Origin of the sequence: Sphingobacterium alkalisoli (assembly GCF_005049105.1) — a bacterium.
GTDB lineage: Bacteria > Bacteroidota > Bacteroidia > Sphingobacteriales > Sphingobacteriaceae > Sphingobacterium > Sphingobacterium alkalisoli.
Genome location: NZ_SUKA01000003.1, coordinates 560,619 through 585,344, shown reverse-complemented (window position 1 = coordinate 585,344; position 24,726 = coordinate 560,619). Strand labels below are relative to the sequence as shown.

The window sequence follows — 24,726 nt, the reverse complement described above, 5'->3', positions numbered from 1 at the left end:
AAGGTACTATAAAAAATGTAAGTAATGAGCAAGATCAAAGAAACATCGACAAACTTCGCCAATAAGCAAGCCCTGGCTGATGAATGCCCCGAGGCCTACGCTGCTAATATCATCGGCGGACAGTGGGCATTGGTAATCTGCTCTTGGCTATTTAACGGTAAATTACGTTTTGGAGAGTTGAGAAAACTATTGCCCAACATAACCGAACGTATGCTGACCCTGCAGTTGAGGAAGCTAGAAGAACACAAAATAGTGAAGCGAACTGTCTACGCGGAAGTTCCCCCTCGCGTGGAATATGAGCTTACGGCAATCGGCTATGAGTTAAAGCCTATTATCAAACAACTTGAGGAATGGGGAGCTAAGCACAAGGCGCAAAATATCAAGTAGGAGATACCATAATTACGTACCGGTGTATTAAACGTTTAACAGCTAAAAGATCGAAGAAAAGTTATAAATTGCGATAATCCAATGGGTGTCAAAAAATATTACTAGCATACTGCATAATGAAAAAGGGAAATATAGCTTTACATTTGAAATGGGTCGGTATACTTCTATTCTGCTGTTTTATGGTGAACAATATCTTTGCCCAAACAAAGACGGGTGAAAAAAAACACGTAGGCCGTTATGGCGGTAACGATGGTATTTGTCTTTTCGAAGACGGTCAATTCTTACTATACGGATACGCTACGGCCGTATTTGGAAATTACCACGTAGAAAACGATGGTATTCATTTTTATCCTGATAGACGAGATTTATTTGAAGTCTACGGTCATTATAACCCTCAGCTCGAAGCCGAACATTCCCGATGGAATTTTGTTGGGTTTGAAGAAGGCAACACCTTTGTGCGATACGATGAAGATTCCATTCATCGGGTATTCAATGAAGGAGCAAACTGCTTTTCAGGTCCCTTCATCAAAAGCTGGCCACACGGGGCTACTATCGTCTCGCTAACCGAGCGAAATAACGAAGAGTTGACATTCAAAACTTGGCATTTTGAAAATAAAGACGCTTGCAACGACTTTATTGCGGTATACAACGAGGTAAGGGAACAGCATAAGGACTTTCGGGGGGCGCTAGAGGGAAACATTCTAAAACTATCGAACTATGGTGGAGATGAGGGATATACAAAACGAGAAGATGATCAGGAATGGGATGATATCCTAGCACTCAAGGCAGAATATGCAAGTTTCCGGGACTTCGGCGATGTTATCCTGAGCAATCCGCATCACAGATCGTTTCAGCGCGATATATCCAGTTACAAACTAGATATTTCGACCAATCAATATATTTTGTCCGATACGTTGGGAAACGAAGACTATTGCCGAGACAGTCCGTACCAGGATGATCGATTTCTCCGTAAATATGACAAAATACATGTTGCGAAAGAATCAACAGATGAAATTGAAAGCGGGAAAGTGGCGCTTTCCAGTATCATCTACACCGTCTGCGACGAAGATGCCGAGGACTCATACCGCTACGATAGTGAATTTGAATCGGAATAGTACGGTCATGATAGCTTGAACCTTGCAGAGATTAAAGATCCAGCAGTTTGCGCAAATGTCGCAACATTTTTCCCTGTGTATTGTTAATACTAAAAAATAGGAAAAGTCATGATTACAGAAATTATTTCACTTCCCGAGACCTTGATCGGCTTTAAAGCCAAGGGCGAGGTTACGGCAGAGATTTTAAGAATGTCGTCATCCCGAAGGTTACGGATTTTATAGACCGGCACGATAAGATCAACTATCTGTTGGTGTTGAATACTGACGTTAGCAACTTCACTACCGGTGCCTGGCTTCAGGACGCATGGCTAGGCATAAAGGATCTTGCCAAGTGGAACCGGGCAGCCATTGTGTCCGATAGTGATACAATAAAAAATATTACGAAAGTTTTCACCAAGGTTATGCCTGGTGAATTTAATGTGTTTGAACATGCCCGCTATAATGAAGCCGTACAATGGGCTAGCGAGCAACTTGATTTATAGGGCTTCGTGTTGCTCGCATCCATTCAGGGAAGGTTACCTTTACACGATTCAACGTCGCCGTATGCCGCAGCAAAAGCCGGGTTAATAAATTACAGCAAAGGTTTGTCGAAAGAAGTCGCCCAAAGGTATTCGTGTTTTAACCGTTTCGCCAGGCTGGATAAAGACCGAATCGGCAATACGAATGATGGAACGGATTTCCAACAGCGCAAACATTCCCATAGCGCAAGCCATCCAAAGCGTAATGGACGCATTAGGCGGGATTCCAATCGGACGTCCAGCACAACCCGAAGAAATCGCCGAATTCATCGGCTTTTTAGTGTCTCCAAGAGCTAATTATTTAACAGGTACAGAATACATTATCGACGGTGGTACCATTCCCACAATTTAACAACATTTAAAATGAATATTATGAACTTACCAAACACAATCGCAGCACTAATTAAGGCGCAGGACAACTTTGATAGCCACGCTTATGCCAAGTGTTTTTCTGAAACTGCCCACGTTATAGATGAAGGAATAACATACCAAGGACGAGCGGAAATACAGCGTTGGATTCAAAAAGCCAACGACGAATTTAAGACAGCCATGAAACCACTTCAATATGTAGAGGCCGAAGAAATTTTGAAAGCTGAGATTTCAGGAAATTTTGAAGGCAGCCCTGCTGTGCTGACGTATCATTTTGAGCTTATTGACGGGGTGATACAATCACTAAAAATTACAGGATAAGATATAAAGTATATATATGTTTTATACTTATGAGGTTCAGAAGTGTACTTTTTACTAACAATATTTAAGTTCTAATCTGTTTCTAATCTATCTCTAATGGACTTATAATTTTTAAAAGAGGATATTTGTCTGCGAATTGTTGTTAAGACCCTTTATTATTTTAATCGTGTTTGAATATAATAGACTTAAATTTATAGAAAATGAAAAATGATATTTTAGTCATTACAATGTGCTTGTTCACGATAAGTACGACTGCTCAACAAAAAGAAGACAACGGAAAAAGGGACAGTGTTTATATCCATGAGATCGAGCACGATAAACTGCCCGTTAAAGTTCTACATGCGGAGCCTCTGTATATTGATCTTATTCGGGATCTTGGAGCTAGAAAAGGTGAAAAGGAATGGAATATAGGGCTTGGGTTAACCGATAACAATACATACGACGAGTATACCGCTTTAATAGAGTATGAATGGGCTCCAATAGACAGACTGGGACTAGAGATCGAACTTCCTTTTTCTATATATTATCCAACCTCTAATGATAAAGTAGCCCCAAGTAGCAACCTAAATAGTTTTAAGTTTGCTGGGCAGTATTCATTTTACGTTTCAGAAAAATATCAAACAAGTATGGCAATTGGTTACATACATGAACTGGAGCTCACTGAATTTAGTAAATATGGAAAGGAAAGCTTTTTAACAGGAAATGTTTATAACCCTTTTTTCATCGCTGCCAGACGTTTAGGTAGTAATTTTCATACGTTATTATATACTGGCCCAGCGTTCAAACATCACTTTGCAGACCAATCGATTAACACGAGCTGGCAAATAAATAGCAATATTCATTATATGATGTCCGGGACAAGAAATTTTGTTGGAGTTGAGTTTAACAAGGAATTTAATTCAGGAGATTTCGATATGATTGTCCGGCCTCAGATGCGTGTCGGCATCGCTGATAATCTTATCATAGGTATCGTCGTAGGTGTGCCGATAAGTCGGGAAAATGAACGACTTAGTTCGTTCTTAAGATTGATTTATGAACCGAAACATAAGACATAGCAAAGCCCTTTATGCGTTACTCATTTAGAAGAGGGGCGAGGTATGCGAGATCACATAAAAAATCCTGAAGCGAGGGAGCTTCAGGATTTACTAACTACCCAACTATTAACCTAAATTATGAATACTATTTAAACGGCAGTATCTGGCAGGTTATTACTGCACCTGCCGGAATTAACAAAAACTTAACATTCAAAAGTTCTACCATATTGTCCCGATTTGACGATTATTCCGGTTGCACTCGTTCTTTGAGTCCATTGCCTCACATATAATGAATCTTTTTGTTCCAGCTTCCTGTTCAATTACCCCGAATTCGGGATAATTAAAATTAAGATTGTTGATCTTTTCCATATACTTATCCTTATCCTCTTCATCGCGTTGCATATAGCAAATCTGTGTAAATCAAAATATTAAATGAATGACAAGCAGGAGGGCCTTATTGCGGAATTTCCTTCGAGATGACCGCTTTTCATTACCTCGCCTAACAGTTATAGTGCGTTTTATCATCTCAACCTATCCTGGGTATCGCGATTATTATAAAGAAGCTAACTATATTTCATGGGGCACATGTATACCTATACGGGTATATTTCTTGTGAAAAATCTATTTTTATACCCTAAATGATATAATATATCTATTTTTCGTATATTTATACCAGAAAAGGTATAAATATGGATTCTTTAAGATTATTTGTCAAGCAAAAACGCAAGGAATTAAAGCTTACGCAGGAAGATTTAGCATTCAATGCAGGTGTTGGCCTGCGCTTTGTTCGTGACTTAGAACAGGGCAAGAAAACACTTCGACTGGATAAAGTGAACGATGTGCTAGCGTTATTTGGGAAAGAGGTTGGTGTAGTCGATAAAGCGAGAGAATAATGGCACGACAAGCAAAAATATTTTATCAGGATCAGTTAGCTGGATATCTCATAGAAGGAGATAGCGGCTATTCATTTACTTACCTAAATGAGTATCTTCAATCCGTTGATCCCAAACCAATCAGCTTAGCTTTACCACTGTCAGAATATCCATACCATAGCAATGTTCTTTTTCCGTTTTTCGATGGTTTAATACCGGAGGGCTGGCTCTTGGATATTGGCGAAAAGCACTGGAAGCTCAACCCGAGAGATCGTTTTGAACTGTTGGTCAATCTATGCAGCTAATTGTTTATTTTGTTATAAATCTGTGGAATACGGGGACTATCATGGTATCTGTTCGAAGAAATTCTTCGGAACAATGCAGGTCCCAACCCTGGAGTTAGATCAGGAGAAGTTAAATAAATTAGCTGAAATTACAGTTAATGAGCGATTGGCATTAACCGGAGTACAGCCAAAATTATCACTTAGTCTAGCCGGTGAAAAGGGGAATAAACGATTAACTTTAGTCGGTCTTTGGGGAGATTATATTTTGAAACCACAATCCTCAGAATTTCCTTTTATGCCAGAGGTAGAAGATTTGACGATGCATTTGGCTGAGCTATTTAGAATCGAAACAGCTGATCATGCGCTAATTCGAACTTCAACGGGAGAACTAGCTTATATCACCAAACGTTTTGATCGCAAAAATGGAAAGAAAATTCATGTCGAAGATCTATGTCAACTTTCCGAACTATTGACAGAGCAGAAGTATAAAAGCTCGTACGAGCGTGTAGGGAAAATTATTAAGAAATATACTACCAATTCGGGTTTGGATGTTATTAAATACTTTCGCTTAGTGCTTTTTAGTTTTCTGACTGGCAATAACGACATGCATCTGAAAAACTTCTCTTTAGTGCATACCGATAAAGGTATTTTATTTTCACCCGTATATGATCTATTGAATGTAAACTTGATCTATCCCAAAGACCAGGAAGATCTGGCGTTGACCTTAGGGGGGCGAAAAAGAAAGATAAAGCGATCAGACTTCGATCAGTTTGCTATGAGTTTGGGTATTGCGGAACAGGTTCGGGACAACATTTATAAGGACTTCTCTGTTCGATCCGATCAAATTCAGGACTGGATTAACAAGAGCTTTTTGAATGGAGAAAATAAAGACCAATATTTTAAAATTATAATAAAAAAAATGCATCAAATTGGTTTTTAGGCAGTTTGCTATCAAAAATTTAACATTCTGTTACAGCATGAGGGCCTTGACGATTAGCAGATCGGCCGCCATCCAGTCCTAATTTAATAGGTCACGATTGTCCACCCATTGGCTTGCACATATAAAGCCATCCTATAATTCCATGCATAAGATTACATAAAGAAGGATATGCTGATAATCCGTATTTTCTTGCCATATGGAAAGATCTTTTAAAGGATATTTTTATACCTTTTGAAAATCAATAGTTTAATTTTATGGCCAACATGAAACCGATAATTACATATTTTGCACTAATGCTTTTTGCAGCTGCATCGTGCAATGAACAAAAAACAGAAACAAGCAAAATGGAAATAGCAACTAGAGATGAATTGACTTTTACGAGTGGATATTCCGAAGTAAACGGTCTAAAAATGTATTACGAGATTTACCTACCCCCCGGTCAGACAGACGAACAAGCTAAACCCATTGTTCTCATTCACGGGGGTGGTTCAACTATTCAGACAACTTTTGGAAAAAGTATTCCCTTATTAGCGAAAAATAGAAAAGTAATTGCAGTTGAATTACAGGCCCATGGCCGAACAAATGATAGAAATGCAGACCTATCATTTGAACAAGATGCTGACGATATCGCTATACTTCTTAAAAACCTGAAAATTGACAAAGCCGACTTTTTTGGTTTCAGCAATGGAGGAACTACAACCCTACAAATTGCCATCCGTCACCCCGAAATAGTTGGTAAAATTATCTTAGGCTCTGCGCTTGCCAAGCGTAATGGAGTTCCTGCCTGGTTTTGGGACTTTATGAAACAGGCAAGATTGGATAATATGCCCGAACAGCTAAAAACGGCATATAGACAAGTTGCATCCGACACGGATGGTTTACAGATCATGCACGATCGAGACGCCAAGAGGATGGTTAATTTTAAAGATATTCCCGACGCACAACTCAAATCCATTACAGCCGCAACGTTAATTATCATTGGCGACAAAGATATTATAACACCCGAACATGCTATAGAAATGCACAGACAAATTGCAAACGCTGAATTAGCTATAATTCCGGGCGCGCATGGTGCATATATCGGAGAAATAACGACAATAAAGGATGACTTTAAAGATAGTGATATTGTTATCCCAATGATTGAAAAATTCCTTAACAAAAATTAAGAAAGAGAAGCTAACCGCTGTACAGGTGGTAGAGCGGGCTGGTATTACTCGTTCTATCTTATATTCGGTTGAAAAGGGGGATGCAGGTGTAGCAATGGGGGCCTATTTTAATGTTTTACGTGTGCTGGGACTACAAGATGATTTTTCTAAGCGCAACATTTTTCCCTTTGCATTGTTAATACTAAAAAATAGGAAAAGTCATGATTACAGAAATTATTTCACTACCCGAGAACTTGATAGGCTTTGAAGCCAAGGGCGAGGTTACGGCAGACGATTTTAAAAATGTCGTCATCCCAAAGGTCACGGCTTTTATAGACCGGCACGATAAGATCAACTATATGTTGGTGTTGAATACTGACGTTAGCAACTTTACTACTGGTGCCTGGCTTCAGGACGCATGGCTAGGCTTAAAGGATCTTGCTAAGTGGAACCGGGCGGCCATTGTGTCCGATAATGATACAATAAAAAAAATTACGGAAGTTTTTACCAAGGTTATGCCCGGTGAATTTAAGGTATTCGAACATACCCGCTATAATGAAGCCGTACAATGGGCTAGCGAGCAACTTGATTTATAAGGGCTTCGGGTCACCATTAAATTTACTACCCTATAAACGACGCCGAGTACTGTGATATTACAGTTACTTAGCTGCACAACAAACGTATGATATACAATTGCAAGCATGGAGAAATTTTGGAATGAGCCGATTATTTTTATTAATCGGCTCATGTTTTTTATATATTTGAGGTGATTAACAATTTTAATTGGCTCATTATGTACATTTGGCAATACCAAGATTGGCCTAATTTCACCTATTCGTTAACAGAATTGCCGCCTATTTCTGTAAAATTTGCACAAGAAATGGGCGAGATAAATGGAATAGTTTCGGTTTTAGACGACAACCTGAAGATAGAGACCCTTTTAGAGATCCTCATAGCAGAAGCAATTAAAACTTCCGAAATTGAAGGTGAATACATGAGTCGCGAAGATGTAATGTCTTCTATCAAAAGAAATTTGGGACTGAAAGATAATACTATTGTCCGCGACAAACGCGTGGCGGGTATAGCGGAGCTAATGACTTTTGTAAGACAGTCTTATAATAAAGATCTGACCGTACAGATGATTTTGGATTGGCACTCCAGTTTAATGAATGCATTTCCGAAGGTGAGTGCAGGGAAATGGCGTGAAGGCACGGAACCTATGCAGGTAATCTCGGGGGCCTACGGCAAAGAAATTGTTCATTATGAAGCTCCTCCTTCATCCGACGTTTCGATTCAAATGAATATGTTTGTCAGTTGGTTTCAAGAGCAAGCTATACCGGCAAAGGATCATGTCACGAAGGCGCTGGTCAAATCAGCCATCACACATTTATACTTTGAGAGTATACATCCCTTTGAAGATGGTAATGGACGAATTGGACGTGCTTTGGCTGAATATGCTCTTTCCAATACGTTGCAAATTCCTCTACTGCTGTCTATTTCAAAGGTGATCGAAAAAAACAAGCAGCAATATTACGACGCATTAAAGCGTGCACAATCTAGCTTAGAGATCACAGATTGGATTATTTATTTTACTCAAGTTATATTGGATGCACAAATCGAAGCGAAACATATTGTAGAATTTGCGGTAAATAAAGCAAAGTTCTTTGATCGCTTTAAGGATAAGCTTAACGAACGAGAATTTAAAGCTATCAATCGTATGCTTGAAAGTGGTGTTGATGGTTTTAAGGGGGGGATGACTGCTAAGAAGTACATTGCGATTACCAAGACGTCAAAGGCAACTGCAACTCGTGATTTACAGCATTTAAACGAGTTAGGTGTGTTTAGAACTACAGGATTAGGCCGATCTGTACGGTACGAGTTAATCTTCTAATAACAAGATTTCAATACTGGTATAAAAAAATCCTGAAGCGGGGAGCTTCAGGATTTTCTAACTAACCAATTATTAACCTAAATTATGAACTATATAAACGGTAGGTTGTGTCTGATTATTACACCACCTGGCGTAATTAACAAAAACTTAACATCCTACTGCTGCATTAGTGCTTTCACGATTGGCAGATCAGCCGCCGCCCAGTCGTAATTCAATAGCTCACTATAATCCACCCATATGGCTTGTGCATGTTCGGTGAGATGCAATTCACCACCATTCCATGTACATTCAAAAGGGTAGAGGCAAATTGCGAATTCCGGATAATGGTATTCCACCATATTCAGTGCTGGCCCTACCTTTATATCAATACCTAGCTCTTCTTTGATCTCGCGCATCAGGCAGTCTTCTTTGCTTTCGCCCGGTTCGATTTTGCCACCAGGGAATTCCCATTTCAGCGGCAGCTTCATAGAGGCAGAGCGTTGACAGATTAAAATCGTATTGTTTCGTCTGATAATAGCGCAGGTAACGTGTAGCATGGTTTAAAGATAATCAAATTTGAACCTCTCAGGTCTAGTACATCTAAAATTTATCAGTATTTCCGCTATAAATAAATTCTCAGAGGAGAGATCGTTAAATTAGCCTTTAAATGCGATTATCATTGCATTTAAAGGCTAATTTAAGTAGTTTTGATAGCAACTTACAATCTAAATATGAAGAATTCCCTTATTATCATGATCGCCTTTCTCACTCGTATCCAGTGATGAGTTTTCCACCAGTGTTCGGACACGCCTTCCCCAAATACAATAAACATAGCGCGGAGCCTCAGCTGCCGATAAGTAAGTTGTATTCGGTAATTCTTATTACACTTGAGATCGGGTTTTTAGTGTTTACGGCGAACTTACTTTTTATTATAGCAACCATTTATGCCATCGCTAGCCTCATTTTATTATTTAAGCCGCCTCATGCGAAAATCAATGCCAAGTTCGAAAGGTATTATAACACGTCGATTATACTAACGGACATATCGATATTTTCTGCAATATCGATTCATATAACGCTTCATTTACTAACAAACAGCCCGTAAATGGTGCAGGAGCTAATAAGCTACTGGCTTTGCAGCACGACGAATAGAACCGGCCTTTCTCCCGTACTCATCTTGCCATTCCGACCCATTTTTTTGTTTCAGATAATCATACATGACCTCATTGTATCTCTCAGCTCCGGGGAAAAAGCTACCTACATTAAGAAGGGTACTGCTATTCTCATAAATTAATGTAATGATAGTTACACTTGATAGCATCAACACACCATGCTCGCTAAATACATTAGGGGTATTTCTACGACCACCCCAACTTGAGGTCGCAATTTGCGACTTCAAGATTTCTACCTCGTCCTTGTCAAGAGTGAACATGAAATCCTCTGGAAAGCGAGTTAAATTTCTACGAACTTGTTCGTTTAAGCGCTTAGTTTCCACGCCATACAGTTCGGCTAGATCACTGTCTAGCATAATCTTTTGCCCTCTGAATTCGTATATCTTGTTCAAGAGTATGTCCTCAGTGATAAATTTTGGTGTTACATCTAGTTTATTCTTGCTCATAATTCCCCGTATTTATAATTTGCTATTAGCGGTCACACATTTTAATCTTAATGCATGGATATCATATTTATTACGATATAAATATACTAAAAATATTAGTTTCCGGGGGATGTTTATTTGTAAAAAAATCTTTTTAAACCATTTTGAGTTATATCGATCAAACCATTATTCATTGACTTTTTATTTATTCGGTATGAGATTTTTCTTGTTATGTGTACTGCTGATTTTCACAGGTCATTTATTTGGACAAACTATTAAACTTAGTACTGACAATCAAGACAAGAAACAGTTATTGCTTATGGAGACTAATGGGTTGATTGTAATGATATATTCCAATGGCAGTGTCCAAGACAAAGATCTTTCTTTCCCGAAAAACACGAGCGGAAACTCCGTTGATTATGATATACGCGATCGGGTCAGTAGGATTGGAGATATGACAGTAGACTATGATATCCATGATCGGGTCAGTAGGATTGGAGACAAGAGAATAGATTATAATATCCATGGCCAGGTAAGCCGTATAGGAGATGACCGTGTTGACTATGATATCCGCGATCGGGTCAGTAGGGTCGGAGACAAGAGAATAGATTATGATATCAGTGATCGTGTCAGCCGTATAGGGGGTGACCGTGTTGAGTATGATATCCACGATCGGGTCAGTAGGATCGGAGACAAGAGAATAGACTATAATATTCATGGCCGTGTCAGCCGTATAGGAGATGACCGTGTAGACTATGATATCCACGATCGTGTCAGTAGGGTCGGAGACAAGAGAATAGACTATGATATCCACGGCCGGGTCACCACGGGCGGATTAGGCAATTATTCCCTGCTTCTTGAATTGATTGAGAAGTATAATAGCAAATAATTTCAAATACTACCATATATTCGATCAGTTTGTGATCTCTGAGCGGGGTTAATTGATGTCATAATTTGATACTGAGGTAAGCTAAAATATGTAAAAAATAACGTATTCTTGGACAAATCTAAAGTTGAACTTTAAAAATGGCTAAATCAGAGTTTTTATAACGAGAACTAAAAAGTGAAATCCAACGATTGTCTAGTTTGTACGCTGTTATTGTAGTTACCGGACCAAGACAGTCTGGAAAGACGACCCTATGCAGAAATCATTTTCAGATTACCACCTTTCTTTCGAAATATAGGAAAAAGGTTGGTTAAATCTCCGAAACTGTATTTTTACTATACGGGCTTAGCTTGTTTTCTTTTGGGGATCGAAAATGAGCAACAATTAGCAATGCATCCATTGCGGGGAGCCATCTTTGAAAATATGGTGGTATTAGAGTTTTTCAAGAACAGGTACAATCAAGGTAAATTACCTCATCTTTATTTTTACAGAGATAAATCGCAACACGAAGTAGATCTCATTGAAGAAAAAGGTACAAAATTGTATGCTTATGAGGTCAAATCGGCAAAAGCATTTACCAAGAACTTTATAAAAAGCTAGGGTACTTCCGACGTGTGGTAGGTGATGATGTAGTCTCTACACAGGTTATCTACGATGGAGAAAATGACATCTACAGTTCGGAAAACGGGGGGCAGACATAATGAATCTTTTGTTCCAGTTTCTTGTTCAATTACCCCGATTTCGGAGTAATTAAAATTAAGATTGTTGATCTTTTCCCATACCAAGATATTCAAGGATTTTTTTATTGTTGATCCATTTTCCGATCAATCCACTGCCTCACGAAAAGAAGATGTAAGAATTCGGGAAATTAGTTGTCTGTGATTTGTATTTTTCGTTTATTTCGAATATTTCGTTTATATTTGTTTTATAAACAATAACATGAAAGACATGGAAACCCTAGATAGAATTAACAGGCCTTCAAAGGCTGAACAAAAAGTCGCAATGACATCGTATGATTCATTGGCTGCTGTTATCGAACAGCTAAATGCAGAAGAGACTGAGATTGAAATCGAAGAAACCAAGGACAAAATAGTCGTACCCTTACGGGCCCTGAAATTATTTGGCGGTATTCTGAAAGCGATGGCCGAGGGCAAGCCGATTTCAATTGTGCCACTTGCTACAGAGGTGACAACTCAAAAAGCTGCCGAAATGCTTGGGTGTTCGCGGCCTCATTTAGTCAAGTTGCTTGACGAAGGCAAGATTCAATATACAAAAGTAGGGAAGCACCGCAGGATAGTTTTTGAAGATGTCGTAGAATATAAAAAGCAAATGAAAGCTGCACAGAAAAATCATCTGATCGATATGATGAATTTTGACGAAGATCTTGGACTCTATGATACATAGCGTAAGATTTACAGCTGTACTGGATACTAATGTGATTTATCCGGTAATTATACGCGACCTTTTGCTGTGGTTTGCGCATTATGACATGTATACGCCAAAGTGGAGTGCAAACATCTTTGAGGAATGGAAAACAGTTATGGTACGTAAAGGTATTCCAGAAGAAGAAGCCAAAAAGAGAATACAAGCTCCAAATGCGGCTTTTCCGGATGCATTTGTGTTAAACTATGAGGGCATTATCCCCAGTCTTACCCTGCCTGATCCCAACGACTGCCATGTGTTGGCTGCTGCTATCAAATCCAACGCCAATGTCATTGTCACCAATAATATCAAGGATTTTCCGAAGGACTATCTGAATTCCTTTGGTGTTGGCATAAAAACCGCAGATGATTTTTTAACTGATATTATAGATCTCAATCATGAGGTATCTATACAGGCATTTCGCGAAATGGTTGTCCATAAGAAAAATCCCAAAATGGATGTCTATGAAGTGTTGGATCAACTTCGAAAATCCGGTTTAACAGACACAGCAAATTATTTGCATTCCTTACTTTAGTATCTGCATCCAAGGATTGTAGGGAGTGCACATAAAAAACTCCTGAAGCGGGGAGCTTCAGGATTTTCTATACTCTCGTTGGATGATCATACCTACCAACCAGCTCAGATTCTTGCAGTAACTATATAATTTTATTTTTCGTTGCGCGTGTATTCGTTAAAGTTTACGATAGCAGTATATAAAATCTTATATTGCCAATGAATAATCCATCGCTTGGGAGTCATCACAAAACTGTTCAATCCAGCTTGTTTTCTAAACCCCTCGAATTCGACGGGTTTAAAATTGGGATTATATATTGTCTCCCAAAAACCTAAGAGTTCAATTGTATTTCGGTTTCTCATCCAGTTTTTAACCAGATCGTCAGTATGGTTTGGATCTTTATGTCGTGCGATGTCCGTAAGTGATATGAAATCTTCATGGTTATTTTGATACAACAGTATATCAACTCCTTTGACGTTTATTTTTTTATTCTTGTTCATAATTCCCCGTATTTATGATTCGCTATTAGCGGTCACACATTTTAAATTTAATGCATGGATATCAAATTTTTTACGATATAAATATGCTAAAAATATTAGTATACAAAGTGTTTATTTGTAAAAAAACTACTACTACTATTAAACAACATCCTCGTCTCCAAGAACAGTTTGATCTGGTCAAGCACCGAAACCTTTATTTTATCCTCGTTCTCATCATAGCGGTGTATAAAGCAAATTTGTGTGCAACAAAATATTAAATAAATAATTGAGTAGGAAGGACACTTTGTTTTTACGTATGATCACACAAAAAACTCCTGAAGCGGGGAGCTTCAGGAGTTTTAACCTAACCAATTATTAACCTAAATTATGAATACTATATAAACGGCAGCATCTGTTCGAATATTACAGTATCTGGCGGAATTAACAAAAACTTAACATCCTATTGCTGCATCAGTGCTTTCACGATTGACAGATCAGCCGCCGCCCAGTCGTAATTCATTAGCCCACTATTAGCCGACCATAAAGCTTGCGTATGTTCTGTCGTTGTAGGCTACCCAAGTTTTGCAAGTATAGAAACGTCCCAAATCACATAACAGATACCTATTGATAAATTGTTCTTATAAAGGTTATATTAATATAAAAATAAGACGATGCGGCGAATAGTTGATTTATTCGCCGCAAAAATGCGGCGAATGTTTCGTATATTTGCCGTAAGAAAAGACTTCAGCAATGGCAAACTACATTTACCAACATAAAAACTGGACGAATTTCACCTGGGACGATAAGGTAATTAACGTTGTGTTTGGTGAAGTGCGTCACCTGCAAGGAAAAATTGCTGGTCAGATGAGTTCTTTAGGGTTCTCTATAAAGGAAGAGACCAATTTGATTACATTGACTTTGGACGTTGTTAAATCTTCCGAAATTGAGGGAGAACAACTTAATTATGATCAGGTACGTTCATCTATTGCCAGAAGGTTAGGTTTAGAAGTTGGAGGATTGGTTCCTACGGATAGGAATGTCGAAGGTGTGGTCGAAATGATGTTGGATGCTACGCAAAATTATCTGCAGCCTTTGACCGAAGACCGGTTATTTGGCTGGCATTCGGCTTTGTTTCCGACCGGAAGAAGCGGAATATATAAAATAGAAGTTGGACGTTACCGAACTGGAGAAATGCAGATTGTCTCGGGCGCGATGGGAAAAGAGAAGATCCATTATGAGGCTGTTCCAGTAGAAGCCGTCAAAAAAGAAGTGGATAATTTTCTGGATTGGTTCAACAATGACAGTTCGACAGATTTGGTTTTGAAAGCAGCTATTGCCCATTTCTGGTTTATCATCATCCATCCTTTCGATGACGGAAACGGTCGGATAGGCAGGGCTATTTCAGATTTATTGCTGACCAAAGCAGATAAAAGTCCGGAACGCTTTTACAGTATGTCGAGCCAGATTTTGGTAGAGCGAAAACGCTATTATGAAGTTTTGCAAAAAGTACAGCATAGCAGTGGCGATATCACCGAATGGTTGGACTGGTTCTTACATTGCCTGAAAAATGCTTTGCAGGAAACCGAAAAAACACTTGGTAAAGTAGTTTATAAAGCCGAATTCTGGAAACATCACGAACAGACCCTGTTAAACGAAAGACAACGTTTAGTGCTGAACAAACTGTTAGACGGTTTTGAAGGAAAACTAAAATCTTCCAAATGGGCAAAAATCAGCAAATGTTCACTGGACACCGCATTGAGAGATATAAAAGATCTGATGGAAAAAGGAATTTTACGACAAGAATCCGAAGGCGGAAGAAGTACGAATTATGAGTTGGTAGAATTAACAAACCAGAAATAAACGTAAAAAAAAATCCTGAAGCGGGGAGCTTCAGGATTTTCTAACTAACCAATTATTAACCTAAATTATGAATGCTATATAAACGGCAGTAGCTGCCAGAATATTACACGACCTGCCGGAATTAACAAAAGCTTAATATTTTTTTTCCGATCAAGTTTTTTTATCTTAGCTAATAGCTAAATATATACTTACTTATGAAAGAAACAAATCGAGCGATATCACCAATTGGCAATAAATTATGCATGCTTTCCGACGCTAAAGAAGAAATACAGCAACAGGTGGCCTTATTTAAAGATTACCTGGCTGATGGTCATATTGATGCAGCGTTAAAAACCTTCGCAGACGCATATCCCATGATCATTTCCCTTTACTATTCATTCGAGAAAGCGCAGAAATCCAAAGACAGCGATTGGATGAAAACGCAGGTAGATCTGTTAGTCCGTCCACTAAGTAATTTGTTTTCTGAAGATAGCTTTTCCACCGAACAGAAAGAATTATTATATCAGTCGCTCAAACTAACCTTTAACAGAGACTTGATTTCAATTCAGGATATTTGGTCTATTGCTAGTGCTGCATATCTTTTTATTAACCTTTGTATCGACCTAGAAAAAGATATTGAGATGAATGAGCTAATGGACGAGTTACATGATATTGACCTTCAGATTGGTCCTGCAAACCTTATTGCATCTATTTATTACCTCATGGCCAAGGTCAGAACGCACGAAGAAGCTACACGGTTTGCAAAGGAAAATCTGCATAGAGATCGTCATTTAGCAATAAATGTGAGCCGCAGTTTAATGAGTGACAACGGAGAGCAATATGTCGAAACTGTACGGGAGTTCTTGCTGCCCACGCTGCAGGATGATTATCCCGGAGACGAAGAGAAGTTTCAAGTAATGGAGGCAGTAACCTCACTGCTTGAAATCGATAAGACTAATGCTGCAGTATTAAGGAATTTTCTAATCCGGATGTTTAAAGAACATTGCGAATTGATGGGGAGAAGGCAGTACCAACTGATAAAAGACAATTCAACCACCGAAGAATGGGAAGATCTGTTTCCTAAGTTAGAAAAATGGGCTATTGCATTTGAGAAAAAGAATAAAGTAAACCTTGTTAAAGAATTATACGCGGTTTATAATAAGTAGTCAAGGTAGATCAAACGTTACAATCAATGAGGTGCCGAACACTCAGTGTCCCGTCGAGCTTTTTTTCTCGGGCTTCAGCGTAGTATGCTTTTCGCATCCAATATGATATAAATGGAAACAGTAAAAAGGGGAAAAGAAGGAACATTAGTATTAATCAACCTTTCGCCAGGTTCAATTTTACCGCCCTTTTCACTCCTTTCTTTATGTGTGAATTCAGCTATTAGGCAGTCGTAAACATAGCTGGCAGCGTATTAGATTAATGTTAGCATCATTCAGAAGGGGATAACCATATCAAATGATTTTCGTATATTGAGCGCTAACCAACATTATCTATACGCGTGACAGAGAAAAGTTTATCCGTTTTGACCGCTAATGGTATCTCATTCCCATACTTTACATCCGAAGAAGAAATTGAGCGTTTGATTGATTTATTTCGCGCACAGGTTTCCGAAAATAAAATAGATGAAGCAATTCAAACATTCTGTAAAGTCTATCCAACTGTTATTCATGATTTTTATGAGTTTGACCGATATGATTACCGAGATTGGAGGGACATTAGAATGCATCAGGTCAGACGGTTAAGCTATCCCTTATTTGTTCGGATCCTGGATGATGGGTTATCCGTCACTCACAAAGAGACCTTATATGCACCCGCAAAACTGACACTCTGCTGCGATTTGGTTCCAAATGGCTTTATTTGGAATATTTCATGTGCAGCAAACCTCGCCGTTTATTTATGCATCGAATTGGAAGATGACAAGACAATAAGTACCCTTTTGGACGAAATGCGTAACGTTAACCTTAGAACCCATAGATCTTCCATCACCACTTTATTTTATTTGGGTATAAAAGAATTACGTACGGTTGATGCAGCTATAACGTTCGCGAAGAAATACTTTAATGGCGATTACAAGCTAAAGATAGATGTAGTTCTTGATTTGATACAAGTCGAGGGACTCTCTTATATCGAGACGATAAAAGATATTTTACTGCCCCTTGTAAAGAGCGAGCGAATAGACGATGAAGAAAGAGAACAACTCATGATGGCCGTGACCAAATTTATAGAGCTTGATGGCGGCTGTCAAGAGCTATTAAGTGATTATCTTATTCAGATGTTCCGTGACTACTGCCCTTACATGGGGAAACCACATTATCGATTTATTAAAGAAAACTTGAGTACCGACGCGTGGAATGAATTATTTCCAGATCTGGAAATGTGGGCTATCGATTCTGACAGGAGGGAATCTCGTTTTTGTTCTAGTCAATTCGAATTGTACGATGCAGTTGGAGATCCAAAACTGATGCTCGATCTCTTCGCTCAAAACCCCTACAAACTAAGGGGATATCTTCGCAGTTTATTACCACAATACGGAAAAGAAGTAACGAAAATTTTCAGATCTTACTTGAAAACAGAACGAGCCCGCAAAGACTACATGGAACATTCCTTCGGTTTCATTTTTTTCTGCAAGAAGGTTTTAGGTTTCGAGATGCCCTGTCCAGGCATTTTGGCACAATATCGACTGCATACAGGATCTCCAGAAGGGATTTATTTCATTGATAACAAACAGGAAGCAGACATTTGTTTAGCATTTGTCAACCAATTATATGCGGCGAATAATTGCGTACCATTTTCAAACAAGCTTATGCGATATTTAATCGATGAAGGCTACCAGTTACTGATACATGACATATCTGAGGACGTGCTGTGGGCGTCCAAGGAAAGCATATCGTATTCCATTCACAACAGAAACTTTCCAGTAGATTGCGACGATATCATGTACATTTTATGCAATATTGCAAATGCTCCACATAATTTGGAATACTATTTTCATCTGTTTGGTATGCCTATCAAATTGGATTACACCTTGTAGTTTGCTGTACAATTTGGACATTATCACCACATTCTCCACATAAAAAACTCCTGAAGCGGGGAGCTTCAGGAGTTTCTAAAAGCTACACCCGAATTTCTTTTAGTTGATTTGGTTAATCATCTTGATAGTCTTGCAGAGGATCCGGGATATGGTTTTGAAAAATGCTTTGCTCAAGGCTAAAACAATGGACTTCAATAAATTGAAGTATGCCGTACGCGAGTATGGCCATACGAAGACTAAAAAGTTAATAGAACCAGTGCTAGATCAGAAGAAATCGGAAGCCTATGTCAACTAGCTATTTGCACGAACATAAGAACTTTCCAGACCTTTCACGTCTCATAGCGCAATGGAAGCTAAGTTTGACTGAGTTCGAGACGAGATTGATTTTTTGTTTGATATTTCAATCGTATTGTTTATTTTTGATCGAAATATCAAACATTTAGAAATGAAGAAACAAGTTGTTTTGCCAAAATATGGTATTCTCTTAGAAAAAATGGGAGAGAATATTAAACTCGCTCGTAAGCGTAGAAAGCTCACCGCTGTACAGGTGGCGGAGCGGGCTGGTATTGCTCGTTCTACCTTATATTTGGTTGAAAAGGGAGATGCAGGTGTAGCAATGGGGGCCTATTTTAATGTTTTACGTGTGTTGGGGCTGCAAGATGATTTTTCTAGGTTAGCTGCAGATGATGCATTTGGCAGAAAATTACAAGATTTAGCATTATTGTAAGATGGCAAAAGGTAAAATCGATATATATGTTTACGCCCACTGGGCGGGGATGTCACAACCAGAATTACTGGGTGTATTATCCGCGCATCAAGCAAAGGGTAGAAAAGCTTTTAGTTTTGAGTACGATAAAAATTGGTTGAAAACAAAAGAACAACGGTTGATAGATCCTGATATTCAATTCTATTCAGGACAGCAATTCCCTAATGACAAAGAAAACTTCGGGATTTTTCTAGACAGTATGATCCGAGACCTACGCCGGATTGCGTGACGGTTTTAGTGGTGTTGTTAACTACATCTTGTCCAAAGACCGCCGTGATCAATGACAAGAAAAATAGGGTTGTTACTAGCCTTTTCATATCTATTTGTTTTCTCCAATTTTGAATCCTATCTCGCCTTTCGAATTCGGCTTTGATACAATATTTTCCTGTTTATCCTGCAACCGGTCGATGTATTCGAAGAGCAGTTCGATGTTCTGATCGTGGCCTTTTTGTTTCTTAGCGATCTGTTCTACGGTATATTTCATCTCGGCGATTTCCAGTTTCATTTCTGTATTGATATGCAGTATGTCCCTCAGCTTCACAAATAAATCAATAATGCGGATGCTCATCGTGATAGCTTTTTCACTCTTTAATACATTTGAAAGCATCAGTACACCGTGTTCGGTAAAAGCAAAAGGTAGATACTTTGAGTAACGCCCCTGTTCTAAGGTCGCATTTTGCGATCTTAGAATTACATCATATTCTTCTTTCGTCAACTCGAACATAAAATGTTCGGGAAATCGGATGATATTCCTTCTAACTTGCTCTTTGAGCCTGCGCGTTTCTACATTATATAATTCAGCGAGGTCACTGTCCAGCATTACCTTTTGCCCTCTGAACTCGTATATCTTATTCACGATAACATCATCGGTTATGCTCTTTGGTGTAATAGATGTTTTACTCTTACTCATAATTCCCCGTGTTTATTAATTGGCTATTGGAGGTCACAAATTGTGATGTCCAGTTCCCAAACTGTTTATTTATCATCAGCTGTTCCTCATTACTATCCTTTATTTCTTTTAATACCAAGTTTTTCAGTTCCTCAGTAGGCAACAATAACTGATATTCCGCTATACCTATCGGTTTATTGATATCCTGTAGCGCTATTTCAACATCTAAATGATCTTTGTCTGCACACAAGATTATTCCTATGGATGGGTTTTCGTCGGGCTGTTTTTCTAGTTTGTCCAGTAGCCCAAGGTAAAAGTTCATCTTACCGACGTATTCTGGTTTGAACGACCCAATCTTTAGTTCGAGAGCCACTAGACTACGAAGGTTTCTATGGTAGAGTAGGATATCAACAAAATACTCTTTACCGTTATATTCTAGCCGATATTGATTCCCTATAAAAGTAAAACCACGACCCAGCTCCAGAACAAAATGCTTTATTTTCTCAATCAGCCGCTGTTCGAGCTCTTTTTCCTTCACAGATTGAATCAATCCTAGGAAACCTAGGTTGTAACTACTTTTTAGCATTTCGTCGGCTTGTTCTGCGAGAACTTCGGGCAAGGCTTCTGAAAAATTATGGGACTTCGGGAGATGTTTTTCATTGTTAAAGGCATCGGCTTTTATGTAATTTAGAAGTATATCTCTCGTCCAGCCAAGCTGAATGGCTTTCTCAGCATAGTACAACGCTTCCTTATCATCCGTGACTTTCTCTATCAATAGTAGGTTACGCCTCCACGGCAAAACTGCAACGCAGCGTTGCAGTTTTGGATCAACATGGCAATAGCGCTCATAGAAGCGTTTCATGTGCCATAGGTTACGGGGTGAAACACCGATATCTGGGAACTTTAACTTAAGATCAGCCGACAACCTTTTTACTACACCGGCACCATGGCCTCTTTCGATTTTCTTTTCAGGTATAGGCTCTTCTTCTTACTCTTCGCGACATCTAACCACCTTGCTCTCCATTCTTCGTTTTCTTTATCGCCGATTCCAGTTCTTCAATTGTAGGCATATCGCTTTTAAGTTTTTTCGGAAGTTGATAATCCGCTACACCTAATGGAGATTTGATCCCTTTGAGTGAATATTTGACTACCGTTTCGTTCGGTGTTTTGCATAGTAGCACGCCAATAGTCGGATTGTCCTGCTTGCCTTTTATCTGTTCGTCTATGGCATTGACATAAAAATTGAGTTTTCCGGCATACTCAGGTTTGAAAGCACCGATTTTCAGTTCAAAAACCACGAAGCAATGCAGGTGGAAATTGTAGAATAGCAGATCCAGGTAAAAGTCCTCGCTATCTACTTGCAGATGATATTGGTTACCAACATAAGCAAAGCCCTTACCGAGCTCTAACATGAGCTTCCGGATTTCTTTGATCAAGGCTTTCTCCAGTTCAAGTTCCTTTATATCTTCCCCCATACCCATGATATCGAATACGTACGGGTTCTTTAGCATTTGCTTGGCTATATCGGATTGTAATTTGGGAAGCGTGCTGTCGAAATTGGTGATTGCCTTTCCTTGACGTTCGTGGAGGCGGCTTTCTATTTGAAAAGTCAACACACTTTTAGTCCAGCCATTTTCTGCGGTCTTACGTATGTAAAATAATCTATCGTCAGCAGATTTGATCTTGTCCAGTATGATGGTATGATGTGTCCACGGTATTAGTGCAACCAATGGTTGCAAAATTGGATGATTAACTTGTGCAAGTGCGCCTTGCGCAAATTCATGCTGTTGATTATCTGTGCTTTGTAATTGTGCAACCGCCGGTTGCACAATTACTTTTTCAGATTTTGAAAAGTCTTCATGCAAAAAATCAGGATAGGCATCTGCGAATGCCCGCATATACTTTAGGTTACGAACAGAAAAACCCTTACTATCTGGAAACTCATTTCTTAGGTCTTTGGAAATTTGGTCAATAATCTTTGCACCCCAACTTGCTTCTTTAATCTTGATAGAAATATCAATTCCAATAGACCAGTAGAGAACTAGCATCTCTGTATTTACAGATAATGCAACGCGCTGTTGCGCCTGCCGAATTTTCTGTTTTAGTTCGGTAAGTAACTGTATATAGGTGTTCTCTGTTTCCATTGTCCTGATATTAAAATTTAGTTATGCCACGTCCATAAGATATGCTTCCAAGGCAAAACTGCGACACTGCGTCGCAGTTTCGGACCACCATGGGAATAATGCTCGCCAAATCTCGATCCAACATTACTTTCCGCTTTCTGATGATGTATATCTTGCTTGCAAGTATGTCGTCTTCTGGTGGTGTGATCTGTGTTAAAACTTTTTTACTCATAATTCCCCGTATTTATAATTTGCTATTAGAGATTAGACATTTTAAACTTAATGCATGGATATCAAATTTTTTACGATATAAATATACTAAAAATATTAGTATACAAAGTGTTTATTTGTAAAAAACTACTACTACTATTAAACAACATCCTCGTCTCCAAGAACAGTTTGATCTGGTCAAGCACCGAAACCTTTATTTTATCCTCGTTCTCATCATAGCGGTGCATAAAGCAAATTTGTGTGCAACAAAATATTAAATAAATAATTGAGTAGGAAGGACACTTTGTTTACGCATGATCACATAAAAAACTCCTGAAGCGGGGAGCTTCAGGAGTTTCTAACTAACCAATTATTAACCTAAATTATGAATACTATATAAACGGCAGCATCTGGCAGAATATTACAGCACCTGGCGGAATTAACAAAAACTTAACAGATTATAGTTATTGTATACAGGTGCCGTGTATTATGTTGGGTTAAAGAATAATAAAAGTCTTATTGATTTCTTATCTTTAAATCGCATATGAATCAACTCCAAACCTACCTTCAGGCATTTTTCAAACTTAAACGAGGTGGTACTAAGTATGGCCTAGCACCGCACAAGCCTATATTGCTTTTAACCCTTGTCGAGTTAATCGAAAAAGGACTTGATCAGGAGAACCATTTTCAGGTCAATGCCGATCTGGTTGGTATCTTTCAGGAAAACTGGCGCTTATTGGTTACGACTGCTCATCAGTCTGATTTTACGCAGCCATTCTACCACCTGCAGAATGATAAAGTCCAAGGACATCCGTTTTGGGTATTGCACACCTATACCGGGCTTCCCGTGCAGGCGCCTATTAAGAGTGTAAGTGTTTTATCTCAGGTAGTAGAATTTGGTACTTTATCAGCAGATCTTTATCTGTTATTACAATCTGCGGAAAATAGGCAGGAAGTACGTGGCAGTTTGCTGATGCAGTATTTTTCAGACCGGGCAAATAGCTATTATGAGCATAAGCAATTGGGAGATGGATTCTATCACGACATTCAGGCGTTGGTATTGAATGATCCTGAAACTAAATACAAGCGGATCGAAATCCATACAGAGGAAGATATCTTTGTGCGTTCCAATTTATTTAAGCGCTACATCCCTCAACTTTACCAAGATACATGTGCCATGACCGGCATGCAGCTGCGTTCAACCTACAATCACAATTTTATCGATGCATGTCATATCGTTCCTTTTGCTGTAACACATGATGACAAGGTAAGCAACGGATTAGCGCTTTGTCCTAATCTACACCGCGCATTCGATCGGGGTCTAGTGTCTGTTGATCAGGATTACAGGATAATGGTGTCAACTCATATACGTGAAAAAGTAGACCACCCTTATAATTTAGGCCAGTTGGCAGGTAACAAAATTATTTTGCCGTCCAATATCCAATACCACCCGTCCGCAGAAAATCTGGAATGGCATCGCATGAAAGTATTTAAGGGGTAATTAGGAATTTACTTTTCTTTTAGAAGCATAATAGCTACTTCCACAGCTTCCTCGTCTCCAAGAACAGTTCAATCTGATTAAGCACCTTAGGTAAGCTCTTTAGTACATCCTGCGACCAAAAGCGGAATACTGTATAACCCATATCGCGGAGGGCACGGTTCGTACGTTCATCCTTTTGCATATTACGTTCTATCTTGGGTATCCAGAATAGGCGGTTGGATTTAATCCGCTCGCGGTTCTTCTTCCAGTCGAAGCCATGCCAAAATTCACCATCCACGAAGATCGCCAACTTGTATTTTTTGATCACGATGTCAGGTCTTCCGTGGAGCGACTTATCGTGTAAGCGGAAGCGGATGTTCTTCGCCCATAGCGCCTTGCGCAATAGGAGTTCCGGCTTAGAATTTTTGCTCTTAATGCGCGACATGGTATAGCTCCGCTGCGTACTCGTGTAGAAGCCCGCCGATTCCTCAAACCGCGGTACCTTTATCTTATCTTCTTCCTCTTCATAGCGCTGCATAAAGCAAATTTATGTAAAACAAAATACTAAATGAATGACAAGTAGGAGGGACACTTTGTTTTTACGCACGATTATATAAAAAAGTCCTGAA

General features: G+C 39.0%; 30 protein-coding genes. 22 read left to right on the top strand and 8 right to left on the bottom strand.

The window, feature by feature from the left end:
- The first annotated feature begins 24 nt into the window (after nucleotides 1–24).
- The 12 genes from FAZ19_RS12125 (at nucleotide 25) to FAZ19_RS12060 (ending at nucleotide 8,876) form a co-directional block, all read left to right on the top strand.
- Nucleotides 25–387 carry a winged helix-turn-helix transcriptional regulator gene (locus FAZ19_RS12125; protein WP_136820977.1) on the top strand — a complete coding sequence of 121 codons (363 nt, stop codon included), beginning with the start codon at nucleotides 25–27 and terminating at the stop codon, nucleotides 385–387.
- A gap of 179 nt (nucleotides 388–566) precedes the next feature.
- Nucleotides 567–1,502, top strand: a complete 936-nt coding sequence (locus FAZ19_RS12120; RefSeq protein WP_136820976.1) for a preprotein translocase subunit SecD — start codon at nucleotides 567–569, stop codon at nucleotides 1,500–1,502.
- 197 nt (nucleotides 1,503–1,699) lie between these two features.
- The gene (locus tag FAZ19_RS12115) at nucleotides 1,700–1,984 is read left to right on the top strand and encodes a SpoIIAA family protein (protein ID WP_211245506.1); all 285 of its coding nucleotides are present in this window, start codon (nucleotides 1,700–1,702) and stop codon (nucleotides 1,982–1,984) included.
- A gap of 88 nt (nucleotides 1,985–2,072) precedes the next feature.
- Complete coding sequence (locus FAZ19_RS24245) at nucleotides 2,073–2,372, top strand: SDR family oxidoreductase (RefSeq protein ID WP_317131633.1); 300 nt, start codon at nucleotides 2,073–2,075, stop codon at nucleotides 2,370–2,372.
- A 20-nt stretch (nucleotides 2,373–2,392) separates the two neighbouring features.
- Nucleotides 2,393–2,710: a nuclear transport factor 2 family protein gene (locus tag FAZ19_RS12105; protein ID WP_136820975.1), complete on the top strand. Its 318-nt coding sequence runs from the start codon at nucleotides 2,393–2,395 to the stop codon at nucleotides 2,708–2,710.
- A 200-nt stretch (nucleotides 2,711–2,910) separates the two neighbouring features.
- A complete protein-coding gene (locus FAZ19_RS12100) occupies nucleotides 2,911–3,765 on the top strand; it encodes an HAEPLYID family protein (protein WP_136820974.1) in 855 nt (284 codons plus the stop codon).
- 668 nt (nucleotides 3,766–4,433) lie between these two features.
- Nucleotides 4,434–4,637, top strand: a complete 204-nt coding sequence (locus tag FAZ19_RS12090) for a type II toxin-antitoxin system Y4mF family antitoxin (RefSeq protein ID WP_136820973.1) — start codon at nucleotides 4,434–4,436, stop codon at nucleotides 4,635–4,637.
- Entirely contained in the window at nucleotides 4,637–4,921 is a 285-nt protein-coding gene (locus FAZ19_RS12085) for a HipA N-terminal domain-containing protein (protein WP_136820972.1), read from the top strand. The genes FAZ19_RS12090 and FAZ19_RS12085 overlap by 1 nt, the downstream gene beginning before the upstream one ends.
- Before the next feature lie 73 nt (nucleotides 4,922–4,994).
- Entirely contained in the window at nucleotides 4,995–5,840 is an 846-nt protein-coding gene (locus FAZ19_RS12080; protein ID WP_136820971.1) for a HipA domain-containing protein, read from the top strand.
- A gap of 344 nt (nucleotides 5,841–6,184) precedes the next feature.
- Nucleotides 6,185–7,006 (top strand): alpha/beta fold hydrolase, encoded by an 822-nt coding sequence (locus tag FAZ19_RS12075; protein ID WP_229707479.1) that lies wholly within the window; start codon nucleotides 6,185–6,187, stop codon nucleotides 7,004–7,006.
- A gap of 200 nt (nucleotides 7,007–7,206) precedes the next feature.
- Nucleotides 7,207–7,581 (top strand): SpoIIAA family protein, encoded by a 375-nt coding sequence (locus FAZ19_RS12065; protein ID WP_136820970.1) that lies wholly within the window; start codon nucleotides 7,207–7,209, stop codon nucleotides 7,579–7,581.
- Nucleotides 7,582–7,778: 197 nt separating this feature from the next.
- Complete coding sequence (locus FAZ19_RS12060; RefSeq protein WP_211245495.1) at nucleotides 7,779–8,876, top strand: Fic family protein; 1,098 nt, start codon at nucleotides 7,779–7,781, stop codon at nucleotides 8,874–8,876.
- A 155-nt stretch (nucleotides 8,877–9,031) separates the two neighbouring features.
- Here FAZ19_RS12060 and FAZ19_RS12055 read toward each other — a convergent pair whose 3' ends face one another.
- The gene (locus FAZ19_RS12055) at nucleotides 9,032–9,412 is read right to left on the bottom strand and encodes a (deoxy)nucleoside triphosphate pyrophosphohydrolase (protein ID WP_136820969.1); all 381 of its coding nucleotides are present in this window, start codon (nucleotides 9,410–9,412) and stop codon (nucleotides 9,032–9,034) included.
- A 560-nt stretch (nucleotides 9,413–9,972) separates the two neighbouring features.
- On the bottom strand, nucleotides 9,973–10,473 hold the full coding sequence (locus FAZ19_RS12050) for an ORF6N domain-containing protein (RefSeq protein ID WP_136820968.1): 501 nt from the start codon (nucleotides 10,471–10,473) through the stop codon (nucleotides 9,973–9,975).
- A 193-nt stretch (nucleotides 10,474–10,666) separates the two neighbouring features.
- On the opposite strand from FAZ19_RS12050, the gene FAZ19_RS12045 reads away from it, so the two are divergent.
- From FAZ19_RS12045 to FAZ19_RS12025, 4 genes are all read left to right on the top strand, one after another.
- Nucleotides 10,667–11,341 (top strand): hypothetical protein, encoded by a 675-nt coding sequence (locus FAZ19_RS12045; protein ID WP_136820967.1) that lies wholly within the window; start codon nucleotides 10,667–10,669, stop codon nucleotides 11,339–11,341.
- A 234-nt stretch (nucleotides 11,342–11,575) separates the two neighbouring features.
- On the top strand, nucleotides 11,576–11,938 hold the full coding sequence (locus FAZ19_RS12040; protein ID WP_136820966.1) for a DUF4143 domain-containing protein: 363 nt from the start codon (nucleotides 11,576–11,578) through the stop codon (nucleotides 11,936–11,938).
- 339 nt (nucleotides 11,939–12,277) lie between these two features.
- A complete protein-coding gene (locus FAZ19_RS12030; protein ID WP_229707481.1) occupies nucleotides 12,278–12,742 on the top strand; it encodes a helix-turn-helix domain-containing protein in 465 nt (154 codons plus the stop codon).
- The gene (locus FAZ19_RS12025; RefSeq protein ID WP_136820965.1) at nucleotides 12,732–13,295 is read left to right on the top strand and encodes a PIN domain-containing protein; all 564 of its coding nucleotides are present in this window, start codon (nucleotides 12,732–12,734) and stop codon (nucleotides 13,293–13,295) included. The genes FAZ19_RS12030 and FAZ19_RS12025 overlap by 11 nt, the downstream gene beginning before the upstream one ends.
- Before the next feature lie 131 nt (nucleotides 13,296–13,426).
- On the opposite strand, the gene FAZ19_RS12020 is transcribed toward FAZ19_RS12025, so the two are convergent.
- Nucleotides 13,427–13,774: a KilA-N domain-containing protein gene (locus tag FAZ19_RS12020; protein ID WP_136820964.1), complete on the bottom strand. Its 348-nt coding sequence runs from the start codon at nucleotides 13,772–13,774 to the stop codon at nucleotides 13,427–13,429.
- Nucleotides 13,775–14,503: 729 nt separating this feature from the next.
- Between FAZ19_RS12020 and FAZ19_RS12015 the strand changes: the two genes are divergently transcribed.
- From FAZ19_RS12015 to FAZ19_RS11995, 5 genes are all read left to right on the top strand, one after another.
- The gene (locus FAZ19_RS12015) at nucleotides 14,504–15,613 is read left to right on the top strand and encodes a Fic family protein (RefSeq protein ID WP_136820963.1); all 1,110 of its coding nucleotides are present in this window, start codon (nucleotides 14,504–14,506) and stop codon (nucleotides 15,611–15,613) included.
- Nucleotides 15,614–15,807: 194 nt separating this feature from the next.
- The gene (locus FAZ19_RS12010; RefSeq protein WP_136820962.1) at nucleotides 15,808–16,758 is read left to right on the top strand and encodes a hypothetical protein; all 951 of its coding nucleotides are present in this window, start codon (nucleotides 15,808–15,810) and stop codon (nucleotides 16,756–16,758) included.
- Nucleotides 16,759–17,096: 338 nt separating this feature from the next.
- On the top strand, nucleotides 17,097–18,629 hold the full coding sequence (locus tag FAZ19_RS12005; RefSeq protein ID WP_136820961.1) for a hypothetical protein: 1,533 nt from the start codon (nucleotides 17,097–17,099) through the stop codon (nucleotides 18,627–18,629).
- 445 nt (nucleotides 18,630–19,074) lie between these two features.
- Nucleotides 19,075–19,356 (top strand): helix-turn-helix transcriptional regulator, encoded by a 282-nt coding sequence (locus tag FAZ19_RS12000; protein WP_136820960.1) that lies wholly within the window; start codon nucleotides 19,075–19,077, stop codon nucleotides 19,354–19,356.
- A gap of 1 nt (nucleotide 19,357) precedes the next feature.
- The gene (locus FAZ19_RS11995) at nucleotides 19,358–19,624 is read left to right on the top strand and encodes a hypothetical protein (RefSeq protein ID WP_229707483.1); all 267 of its coding nucleotides are present in this window, start codon (nucleotides 19,358–19,360) and stop codon (nucleotides 19,622–19,624) included.
- Between the two features lie 90 nt (nucleotides 19,625–19,714).
- Here the strand turns inward: FAZ19_RS11995 and FAZ19_RS11990 are convergent, their stop codons facing one another.
- The 4 genes from FAZ19_RS11990 to FAZ19_RS11975 are packed head-to-tail and all read right to left on the bottom strand — an operon-like array spanning nucleotide 19,715 to nucleotide 22,639.
- Complete coding sequence (locus FAZ19_RS11990) at nucleotides 19,715–20,305, bottom strand: ORF6N domain-containing protein (protein ID WP_188876114.1); 591 nt, start codon at nucleotides 20,303–20,305, stop codon at nucleotides 19,715–19,717.
- Complete coding sequence (locus FAZ19_RS11985; protein ID WP_394343983.1) at nucleotides 20,298–21,245, bottom strand: PDDEXK nuclease domain-containing protein; 948 nt, start codon at nucleotides 21,243–21,245, stop codon at nucleotides 20,298–20,300. Before FAZ19_RS11985 ends, FAZ19_RS11990 begins: the two co-directional genes overlap by 8 nt.
- A gap of 43 nt (nucleotides 21,246–21,288) precedes the next feature.
- On the bottom strand, nucleotides 21,289–22,428 hold the full coding sequence (locus FAZ19_RS11980; RefSeq protein ID WP_136820958.1) for a PDDEXK nuclease domain-containing protein: 1,140 nt from the start codon (nucleotides 22,426–22,428) through the stop codon (nucleotides 21,289–21,291).
- Nucleotides 22,429–22,438: 10 nt separating this feature from the next.
- Entirely contained in the window at nucleotides 22,439–22,639 is a 201-nt protein-coding gene (locus FAZ19_RS11975) for an ORF6N domain-containing protein (protein ID WP_136820957.1), read from the bottom strand.
- Between the two features lie 522 nt (nucleotides 22,640–23,161).
- On the opposite strand from FAZ19_RS11975, the gene FAZ19_RS11970 reads away from it, so the two are divergent.
- On the top strand, nucleotides 23,162–24,118 hold the full coding sequence (locus FAZ19_RS11970) for an HNH endonuclease (RefSeq protein WP_136820956.1): 957 nt from the start codon (nucleotides 23,162–23,164) through the stop codon (nucleotides 24,116–24,118).
- A 34-nt stretch (nucleotides 24,119–24,152) separates the two neighbouring features.
- On the opposite strand, the gene FAZ19_RS11965 is transcribed toward FAZ19_RS11970, so the two are convergent.
- Nucleotides 24,153–24,635 carry a very short patch repair endonuclease gene (locus FAZ19_RS11965; RefSeq protein WP_136820955.1) on the bottom strand — a complete coding sequence of 161 codons (483 nt, stop codon included), beginning with the start codon at nucleotides 24,633–24,635 and terminating at the stop codon, nucleotides 24,153–24,155.
- Between the last annotated feature and the right edge of the window lie 91 nt (nucleotides 24,636–24,726).

Coding starts and splice junctions, on each gene's coding strand:
- FAZ19_RS12125 (WP_136820977.1), top strand. CDS start 25: ATGAGCAAGATCAAAGAAACATCGACAAACTTCGCCAATAAGCAAGCC.
- FAZ19_RS12020 (WP_136820964.1), bottom strand. CDS start 13,774: ATGAACAAGAATAAAAAAATAAACGTCAAAGGAGTTGATATACTGTTG.
- FAZ19_RS12105 (WP_136820975.1), top strand. CDS start 2,393: ATGAACTTACCAAACACAATCGCAGCACTAATTAAGGCGCAGGACAAC.
- FAZ19_RS11975 (WP_136820957.1), bottom strand. CDS start 22,639: ATGAGTAAAAAAGTTTTAACACAGATCACACCACCAGAAGACGACATA.
- FAZ19_RS12085 (WP_136820972.1), top strand. CDS start 4,637: ATGGCACGACAAGCAAAAATATTTTATCAGGATCAGTTAGCTGGATAT.
- FAZ19_RS12025 (WP_136820965.1), top strand. CDS start 12,732: ATGATACATAGCGTAAGATTTACAGCTGTACTGGATACTAATGTGATT.
- FAZ19_RS12090 (WP_136820973.1), top strand. CDS start 4,434: ATGGATTCTTTAAGATTATTTGTCAAGCAAAAACGCAAGGAATTAAAG.
- FAZ19_RS11980 (WP_136820958.1), bottom strand. CDS start 22,428: ATGGAAACAGAGAACACCTATATACAGTTACTTACCGAACTAAAACAG.
- FAZ19_RS12030 (WP_229707481.1), top strand. CDS start 12,278: ATGAAAGACATGGAAACCCTAGATAGAATTAACAGGCCTTCAAAGGCT.
- FAZ19_RS11995 (WP_229707483.1), top strand. CDS start 19,358: ATGGCAAAAGGTAAAATCGATATATATGTTTACGCCCACTGGGCGGGG.
- FAZ19_RS12065 (WP_136820970.1), top strand. CDS start 7,207: ATGATTACAGAAATTATTTCACTACCCGAGAACTTGATAGGCTTTGAA.
- FAZ19_RS12120 (WP_136820976.1), top strand. CDS start 567: ATGGTGAACAATATCTTTGCCCAAACAAAGACGGGTGAAAAAAAACAC.
- FAZ19_RS11990 (WP_188876114.1), bottom strand. CDS start 20,305: ATGAGTAAGAGTAAAACATCTATTACACCAAAGAGCATAACCGATGAT.
- FAZ19_RS12055 (WP_136820969.1), bottom strand. CDS start 9,412: ATGCTACACGTTACCTGCGCTATTATCAGACGAAACAATACGATTTTA.
- FAZ19_RS12015 (WP_136820963.1), top strand. CDS start 14,504: ATGGCAAACTACATTTACCAACATAAAAACTGGACGAATTTCACCTGG.
- FAZ19_RS12100 (WP_136820974.1), top strand. CDS start 2,911: ATGAAAAATGATATTTTAGTCATTACAATGTGCTTGTTCACGATAAGT.
- FAZ19_RS11970 (WP_136820956.1), top strand. CDS start 23,162: ATGAATCAACTCCAAACCTACCTTCAGGCATTTTTCAAACTTAAACGA.
- FAZ19_RS12075 (WP_229707479.1), top strand. CDS start 6,185: ATGGAAATAGCAACTAGAGATGAATTGACTTTTACGAGTGGATATTCC.
- FAZ19_RS12080 (WP_136820971.1), top strand. CDS start 4,995: ATGCAGGTCCCAACCCTGGAGTTAGATCAGGAGAAGTTAAATAAATTA.
- FAZ19_RS12060 (WP_211245495.1), top strand. CDS start 7,779: ATGTACATTTGGCAATACCAAGATTGGCCTAATTTCACCTATTCGTTA.
- FAZ19_RS11965 (WP_136820955.1), bottom strand. CDS start 24,635: ATGCAGCGCTATGAAGAGGAAGAAGATAAGATAAAGGTACCGCGGTTT.
- FAZ19_RS12050 (WP_136820968.1), bottom strand. CDS start 10,473: ATGAGCAAGAATAAACTAGATGTAACACCAAAATTTATCACTGAGGAC.
- FAZ19_RS12045 (WP_136820967.1), top strand. CDS start 10,667: ATGAGATTTTTCTTGTTATGTGTACTGCTGATTTTCACAGGTCATTTA.
- FAZ19_RS12010 (WP_136820962.1), top strand. CDS start 15,808: ATGAAAGAAACAAATCGAGCGATATCACCAATTGGCAATAAATTATGC.
- FAZ19_RS12000 (WP_136820960.1), top strand. CDS start 19,075: ATGAAGAAACAAGTTGTTTTGCCAAAATATGGTATTCTCTTAGAAAAA.